At 54.5% G+C, this 7,451-nt stretch carries 7 protein-coding genes; 1 reads left to right on the top strand and 6 read right to left on the bottom strand.

The genetic code is table 11. The annotated features are described in order from the left end of the window. Positions 1–231: 231 nt before the first annotated feature. Both J9889_RS13225 and radC read right to left on the bottom strand, forming a co-directional pair. A complete protein-coding gene (locus J9889_RS13225) occupies positions 232–600 on the bottom strand; it encodes a DUF2787 family protein (RefSeq protein ID WP_210556985.1) in 369 nt (122 codons plus the stop codon). After that, the gene (radC, locus tag J9889_RS13220; protein WP_210556983.1) at positions 597–1,055 is read right to left on the bottom strand and encodes a DNA repair protein RadC; all 459 of its coding nucleotides are present in this window, start codon (positions 1,053–1,055) and stop codon (positions 597–599) included. Before radC ends, J9889_RS13225 begins: the two co-directional genes overlap by 4 nt. A 261-nt stretch (positions 1,056–1,316) precedes the next feature. On the opposite strand from radC, the gene J9889_RS13215 reads away from it, so the two are divergent. After that, the gene (locus tag J9889_RS13215) at positions 1,317–1,694 is read left to right on the top strand and encodes a hypothetical protein (protein ID WP_024943929.1); all 378 of its coding nucleotides are present in this window, start codon (positions 1,317–1,319) and stop codon (positions 1,692–1,694) included. Positions 1,695–1,958: 264 nt separating this feature from the next. Here the strand turns inward: J9889_RS13215 and J9889_RS13210 are convergent, their stop codons facing one another. Genes J9889_RS13210 through J9889_RS13195 form a run of 4 tightly spaced genes read right to left on the bottom strand, consistent with a single transcriptional unit; the run spans position 1,959 to position 7,185 of the window. Beyond that, positions 1,959–5,141, bottom strand: a complete 3,183-nt coding sequence (locus tag J9889_RS13210) for a DEAD/DEAH box helicase family protein (protein WP_210556981.1) — start codon at positions 5,139–5,141, stop codon at positions 1,959–1,961. Beyond that, positions 5,138–5,527 carry an HI0074 family nucleotidyltransferase substrate-binding subunit gene (locus J9889_RS13205; protein WP_005345157.1) on the bottom strand — a complete coding sequence of 130 codons (390 nt, stop codon included), beginning with the start codon at positions 5,525–5,527 and terminating at the stop codon, positions 5,138–5,140. Before J9889_RS13205 ends, J9889_RS13210 begins: the two co-directional genes overlap by 4 nt. Positions 5,528–5,536: 9 nt before the next feature. Next, entirely contained in the window at positions 5,537–5,845 is a 309-nt protein-coding gene (locus tag J9889_RS13200; RefSeq protein WP_005345154.1) for a nucleotidyltransferase domain-containing protein, read from the bottom strand. Continuing rightward, positions 5,842–7,185 (bottom strand): restriction endonuclease subunit S, encoded by a 1,344-nt coding sequence (locus J9889_RS13195; RefSeq protein ID WP_210556979.1) that lies wholly within the window; start codon positions 7,183–7,185, stop codon positions 5,842–5,844. Before J9889_RS13195 ends, J9889_RS13200 begins: the two co-directional genes overlap by 4 nt. Positions 7,186–7,451: the final 266 nt, after the last annotated feature.

The following is a 7,451-nucleotide window of genomic DNA, read 5'->3' as shown; positions in this document are numbered from 1 at the left end:
GAACAGTGATTCCGGGATGTTGAACACTGTTTCCGGAAAGGAGGGGCGAAGTGTTCAGGTTGAACCGGAATGAGCGTTCACATTGGTCCGGAAATGGTGTTCACGTTGAATCGGAATTGGTGTTCATGATCGGCCGGAATATGCACGCGTTGACGATGACCGACGCAAACGCCGTCAGGGCTGCCTTCAAAGCGTCCAGCAGCAAGGTTTTCATGAAGTCGTTCATTGCAATTACTCAGGGGTTATCTTCAGTCGGTAGACCTCCATCCGGTGATAGGCGAGAAAGTTCCTCTCCCAGAGCCGGTAGAGGTCCATGGTGGTGGCCAGCGGCCGCTCTCCACACCAGAGCTGTGAGGCCAGCCCGGCGTTGAAGTCAAAATCGAGATCCTTGACCAGCTCGCCACCGAGGTAAGTGAACTCGGTGACGTAGGCCATCCCCCAGCTCTCAGCCCGTTTTTCCAGACGGATTTCGACCGGACGGTAACCACCGGTGTCGGCGGAATAATCGGGACTGCGGAAGTTGAGGGTCAGGGCGGTGGCATCGGGGTAGCTGCCGATGATCTTGGCGAACAGAGTCTGTAGCGGTTTGGATGGGGTCATAGCAGCCCCCTGTCGGCAAACGAGACGATGTCGTGCTGTCCCACCACAAAGTGGTCGAGCACTCGCACGTCTACCATCTCAAGCAGCTCCTTGAGACGGGTGGTAATCGCTTTGTCTGCATCTGAAGGCTCGACCATACCGGAGGGATGGTTGTGGGCCAGTATGACCGCTGCGGCGTTTCTGTTGAGGGCCGCCTTGACCACCTCACGGGGATGAATAGTGCCCGCATTGATGGTGCCGAAGAACAGCTCCTGGTAATCGAGCAGTCGATGTTGGTTGTCGAGCAGCATGACGGCGAACACTTCCCGCTCGTACTCCCCCATCTTGAGCCGAAGGAAGTCTGCTGCCGCTTTGGGCTGAGTGAAGGCGTGGCCCAGATGCCGCTGTCGGCTCTCCAGAATGGCCAATGCCTGATTGATGATGTGATCGGGGTGATCATCATAGTGTTGTGACATAACAGTAACCTCGCGTCGTTTGGGTACACGAGTTACTTATGCCAGGGGATTTGGTTGTTATTGAATCCGAACGGAACTGGTATAAGGGGTGCAGGGGCCCACATTCACCTATGAGCCCTCTTAGAAATTTTTAGACGGATTTCACGGTTTTCCCCTTCATGACGCGATATGTTTCCACTTGCGGTCAAAAAAGAGGGGTTAAAACTCACTTGAGACCATTTTTTAGCAATATCGTCTCGTTTTGTGTGAAGGAGAACACCAGTGGCAACTACTCATTTTATCCCCGCTCAGCCCAGTGAGTACGGTTACATCATTGTCGAACCAAATGACAACGGAGAAACGACCCTAGAGCGTTACCCATTGCTCGGGTACGCCGTCAAGATTACAGAAGGTGGGCCAGAAGATCTCAAGATACAGACGCTGCCGGTCTGCACAACAGGTGAGAGCTTCACCCCGAACTTCATCCAGCGCTATGACGGCACCTTCAGTCAAGCGGAAGGCGATCAACTCTGCTACTCCCTGTCAGAGATGATGAACCATTTCGGTTTCGAAGCAGATGATCTGCATACTCTGCCCCCGGCAAATGCCAAAGAGCTATCAGGATACGTCTGGCGTCCACTGCGGAACCCGCAAGGCTAATATCTGCTGATTTTGAATCTGGCCCTTTTGCCCGCCATCAAAGGCAAAGGGGCCATTTAGGGTGTTCAATCTGCCGAAATTTCAGCATTTTATAGAACTTTTTCTGTATGAGACTTCGTAGAAAAAGTTCTTAAATCTGCCAAAATTTCAGCAGATCGGCAGACCTCCTCGACCTAGCCTAGGATGGTGTTCCCACTTCCTTTGCTCGGTCTCGTTGCCGGGTGAAGGAGCACGTCAGCCTTGACATGCTTCTCCAGCAAACGCCTACTGGCTCTGTGTCCGTAATGACTGATGGCCAGCCAACCCCTCGAGCAACAAGTCCAGCAGCATATTTTGCAATGCCCTGGCCTTATCGGGGTGAGAGAGGTACGTCAGCGACATGCCCTGCTGGGTTTCCATTCGTCCGATGACGGCTTCATCCACCGCATTTGGGAAATCGCCATGCAGAATCGATTCCCGTGGGTTATTGCGGACCTGCTCCATCAGGGGGCCGTTCTCGCTTAGCTTGCTGACCATCCCCTGCACCCAGTCGAGCTTGTCCCCATCAGTCACTTCCAGGCCAAACAGATCGTTCATCCGAGCCAGCAGTTCGGAGAGGAAATCCTTCTTCTCCTCTTTCGGCTTGGCGCTGCCGAGGGAGGCGATCCCCTCCAGCCCATAACCGGCAGCATTCTCTTTGAGTTGCAGATCCTGAGTCCGCTTGGCCTTGAGGTGGTAGTGGCTCAGCATCACCGAGGAAAGGTCTACTTGCTCTTCATCCAACACCTCTTCCCGCAGCAGCGGCAGCAGGTGGCGTGCAAAGACACACAGCCGCTCCATGTCATAATCGTCGAAGGGGGTGATCTGGGAGACAAACTCATAAAACCGCACATAACCGTTGAGGTTCTTCTTGAACAGCTCCAGCACCGAACGGGCTTCCCCGGCCTCCTTGAGGCGTCGTTCGGCATTCACCTGGTCGCTACCTGAAGCGCCCTGTTCGATCAGCCACTTGAGCTGGGTCCGGCACTCCCGAATAGCATCGATGGCCAGCCGGTAACGCTTGGCGAAGCGATCTCTGGCCGGAACGGCGTGCCGCAAAAAGGCATCGGCACCCCGCTTGGGGTCGAAGTAGGCATCGGTAAACGCCACCACCTCGGGCCAGGTGAAGATCCCTTCGCCCTTGAGCTTGTGAAACAGGTCATAGATCAGGTTGGGATCCGACACTGAGTCCAGCGTGGCGGTTTCGTAATACTTCTGGAACTCTTCCAGCACATCCTGCGGGTCGTTCACGAAGTCGAGTACATAGGTACTCTCCTTGCCCGGATAGGTGCGATTGAGCCGCGAGAGGGTCTGGATGCAGTCCACCCCGGTTAAGCGTTTGTCCACATACATGGCACACAGCTTGGGCTGATCGAACCCAGTCTGGAACTTGTTGGCCACCAGCATCACCTGATAGTCAGCCGTATCGAACGCCTTACGCATGTCCCTGCCCTTCAGCTCCGGGTTCATGTTCCGCTCGTTCCACGTCTGTCCCTCGTCCTCGATGTCGCCCGAGAAGGCCACCATGGCCCGAATGGCTTGATAACCCTGGTCCTTAACGTACTTGTCGAACGCCAGCTTGTAACGGACCGCCTCCATCCGGCTGCTGGTTACCACCATCGCCTTGGCTTGACCGGCCAGCAGCGGTGCAACGTGCTGGCGGAAGTGCTCGACTATCACCTGCACTTTCTGGCCAATGTTGTGCGGGTGCAGCCGGACCCACTGGGATAGCTTGCGCTTGGCCTTCTTGCTGTCCACTTCTGCATCGGCCGCTTCGCTATCCATCGCTAACTTGAACGCCAACTGGTAGTTGGTGTAGTTCCGCAACACATCGAGAATGAAGCCCTCCTCGATGGCCTGCCGCATGGTGTAGACGTGGAACGGCTGCGGCTTGTTCTCATCGCTGATCGGCAGATTGGGCTTAGGCAGGCGACCGAACAACTCCAGCGTCTTGGCCTTAGGGGTCGCCGTGAATGCAAAATAACTGATGTTCTGGCTGCCACCGCGGGCAGCCAGAGTCAGGTTCATCACGTCCTCGGCGGAGAGCTCTTCTTCATCATTGAGCTGCTCGGCCATCAAAACCTCACGCAACTGGCGGGCGGTCTTACCGGTCTGGCTGGAGTGGGCCTCGTCGGCAACCACCGCAAAGCGACTGGCTTTGAGGCTGGTGCTCTCCTGGATGGCCTTGAGCACATGAGGGAAGGTCTGGATGGTGACGATGATGATGGGGGTGCCGCTGGCCAGTGCCTCGGCCAATTGGGCTGACTTGCTGCCATCCCCCTCTTCCCGATTGATGCGGGAGATCACCCCGGATGCGTGATCGAACTGAGCGATGGTCTCCTGCAATTGACTATCGAGCACGGTCCGATCGGTGACCACGATGACCGAGTTGAACAGCTTTTCTCCGTCACGTCGCAGGGAGGCCAGCTGATGGGTCAGCCAGGCGATGGAGTTGGACTTGCCAGAGCCCGCCGAGTGCTGGATGAGATACTTCTGGCCGCTCCCTTCCTGCTGGAGCGTCTCCAGCAGCGTCTCCACCACCTTCCACTGGTGGTAGCGGGGGAAGATCATCGTCTCTTTCTTCTTACGACGGCCAAGGGCGTCCTCATCAAAGGTGACTTGCAGATGTAGATAGCGACCCAGAATATTGAGGAAGGTCTCGGGCGCGAAAATCTCCTGCCATAGGTACTCGCTGGCGAACCCTGTCTCAGGCTGATCGTTCCCCGCACCGCCTTGGGCTGTGCCACGGTTGAACGGCAGGAAGAAGGTATCTGCTCCGGCCAGCTTGGTGGTCATCGCCACCTCAAACTGATTGACGGCAAAGTGCACCAGTGCTCCGCGACGAAAAGCCAGCAAGGGCTCACGCTTGCCCGCCGTCACCAGTGGGCGGTCGAAGCGGTACTGCTGCTTGGCGTTCTCCAGGCTCTGTTTGAAGCACGATTTGAGTTCCAGCGTTGCCACCGGAATACCGTTGAGAAACAGAGTGAGATCGAGCCGCCCCTCATAGCCATGGGGGCTGTAGACCAGCTCCGGCACCACCCGCAGTCGGTTCTTGGCATACCGCTCGACCAGTTCTGGGTTAAGGTCATGGTCGGGCTTGAAGGTGGCCACCGCCAGCCGGTGCCCTCGATCCTCTACCTGATGACGAAGTAACCACAAGGTGCCCCGCTCATCGCTGTCAAGGGATCGAGCCACGGCGTTGAGCAGATGACGCTCTGGCTCCTCACCGTAGGTCTTGCAGTATTTCTGCCACCCCTCTGGCTGGCTCTCCTGCACATAGGCGATCACATCTTCCGGGTAGAGTGCTCGCTCTTTGTCGTAGCGAGACGACTCACCGACCAGCCAACCTGATGCAGCCAGTTGCTCGATGATATGGTCCTGAAAGGCCTTCTCGCGGGCCCTATTTTCCAAACTGAGGTCCAGGCTCATGGCTGACCCCCTCGGGCCAGCAGTACCTGATAAAGTGACTGCATCGCCGCCAGATGCCCCGGCAGACGGCTATAGATCTCGACCGCAAGAGCTTCCTTGTAGGTATGCGAGGTCAGGTTGCGATCTTTGAGCATCGACAACCAGACCGTTTCATCGGCCAGCCAATGGGCCGCATAGGCCTGGCTCATGCACTCACGGGGGGTATTGGCCTCAATCCCTTCTGCGGCCAGCGCCTTTTTCAGGGTCTTCCAGGTCAGCTCGATACAGAACTCGAAGCGTTGGATGCTGGCATCGACCACCAGCGGTTGGCTCGCGTCATAGCTCAGGGATTCGGCGAGACGTTGCAGGGCGTTGCCAAGGGCAACCAGATTCAGATCCAGACTCATTGCACTTCCTTAAGGCGTCATTCGTCGGTAGAGAGGCACCCTGTCACGCAGGATGGCCTGATACAGCGGGCTCTGGGGCGACTCCTCATCGAGTCGCACACAATCGATAGGGAGCAGGGTATCGGCCTCATCGACGATCGCCAACACCTGTTGCCATTGCGCCTCGCTGGCGGAGGGGCACTCGATGGCCAGATCGATATCGGAACGCTCACGGTGATCGCCACGGGCCCGTGAACCAAACAGCCAGATCGCCTCGACAAACGGCAAGGCTGCCAGTTGGCTGACAAAGTCGTAGCACGCCAGCCCCGTTAGCGTCATGCGGCCACCTCTTCGGCAGGCGGCGTCCAACCACGCAGATCGATCTTGCCGGTGACGGCAGCGGAAATCAGGGCGGAGCGGCGTTCTTGCATCAAGGTTATTGCCTTTTCTGCAATTTGTACCAAGTAATCTATTTTTATTACTTCGCCATTAATAAAGTCAGAAATTTCAATCTGTTCACTAACTGGTGGCATAGCAATAGAATACTGATATAAGTCATCCATTCTGAACGATGCTTGCATATGCTCAGGAATGAGCCCTCTCTCGTAAGAGAATAGTGGTTGAAAATGGTAAAATGCAAAACTTACGCTGAAAGCGTTATTTTCTCTCGGAATAATAACCATGCAATTTTGAGACAGGCTAAATTTACCTTTTAACAATGAAAGTGACATGGCTTTAGCACCAACAGTTGTAGAAAACAAACAACCATCATTACCAAAGTCGAATTCAAAACTATCAATGCGCCCCATTATACCGTTATTTTCAGTTTGTCCACTATAGACGGGGTAATCACCTGAGTTTTCGCCACAGTATTCTTTTGTTAACATTTGGCCATTACGCCCTTTTTGAGCTGTGAAATGCCATGCTGTTTTTTGAATTTGCCAATGTTCTGGCACTTGGCCGAGCCACTCGACGCCGGAATCTTTCATGGGGGCGTTGGGGTTGAGGCCCTTGGTGACGGCGTGGGAAATCACCGTCTGCCGCTTCTCTTTAAGCAGTTCGATCAGCCGCTGCTGCTGGGCAATCAGCCGATCAATTCGGGAAGTTTCATAGTCGAGGAAAGCGGCTATGGTGCGTTGTTCTTCTAGGGGTGGCACCAAAAAGGGTAAACGGCGGAAATCCTCAAATTTCATGGATTGTCGCAACCCGCCGCCCATTCCGTAAAACACCTTCGTTGTGTCATACGAGTGCAGAAGACGATAGGCATAACGATCGTTAAGTTCACCGCTACAAGATAGTTTCAAATAAGCTGATGTAATAATTCCCTGCAATGTTGACCGACCAACTCGAAGGCTACGCTTGTCATTTTGAAGATCTGTTAGCCGTAGAATTATGTCACCGGGGTTGACAATCTGATAGGTATTGAACGATTCAGGCAGCAAACCGAAATTGGTTTCTACGTCACGCTCTACAATATTCCCATAGCTAAGAGAGAGCACGTTCGACTCTGCACCATCGCTATTTTTTATGCACTCATCCATCACAACAGCAAAAGCTGGTTTCGATTGCCAATGACGTGGCATGTCACCAACCCACTCCACTCCCGAATCCTTATATTCAGGATACTGCTTATATTTCCCCGTCAACCCTTGCGGAGAATTTGCCACTACCTCACTCATGAGTGCACCTCCGCCAGCAGTTGCATAATCTCTTTGGCCACTGCATCGAGATCGGCGTCGATGGCAGCCAGATCCCGGGGCGGCTGGTACTGGTAGAAGTGGCGGTTAAAGGGGATCTCGTCAGGGCCGACGCATGATCATTCTTTGCGCTAGTTGATCAAGTATCGATCAGTTGAGCGGCGCCAAGTACGATTTTAATTGTACCTTGCGTTGCCAAGCTGTAAATAGTCGAGATCTTAACTAACTGTTTATTTTTATGGCCCAGA

Origin of the sequence: Aeromonas sp. PrichA-15, from assembly GCF_017939245.1 — a bacterium.
GTDB classification, from domain to species: domain Bacteria; phylum Pseudomonadota; class Gammaproteobacteria; order Enterobacterales; family Aeromonadaceae; genus Aeromonas; species Aeromonas caviae.
Note: the sequence above shows the minus strand (reverse complement) of the source record. Positions and strands in the feature narration are given on the sequence as shown.

Excerpts from the sequence above, each read along its gene's own strand:
- J9889_RS13225 (WP_210556985.1), bottom strand. The coding sequence starts at position 600 with ATGACCCCATCCAAACCGCTACAGACTCTGTTCGCCAAGATCATCGGC.
- radC (WP_210556983.1), bottom strand. The coding sequence starts at position 1,055 with ATGTCACAACACTATGATGATCACCCCGATCACATCATCAATCAGGCA.
- J9889_RS13210 (WP_210556981.1), bottom strand. The coding sequence starts at position 5,141 with ATGAGCCTGGACCTCAGTTTGGAAAATAGGGCCCGCGAGAAGGCCTTT.
- J9889_RS13205 (WP_005345157.1), bottom strand. The coding sequence starts at position 5,527 with ATGAGTCTGGATCTGAATCTGGTTGCCCTTGGCAACGCCCTGCAACGT.
- J9889_RS13200 (WP_005345154.1), bottom strand. The coding sequence starts at position 5,845 with ATGACGCTAACGGGGCTGGCGTGCTACGACTTTGTCAGCCAACTGGCA.
- J9889_RS13195 (WP_210556979.1), bottom strand. The coding sequence starts at position 7,185 with ATGAGTGAGGTAGTGGCAAATTCTCCGCAAGGGTTGACGGGGAAATAT.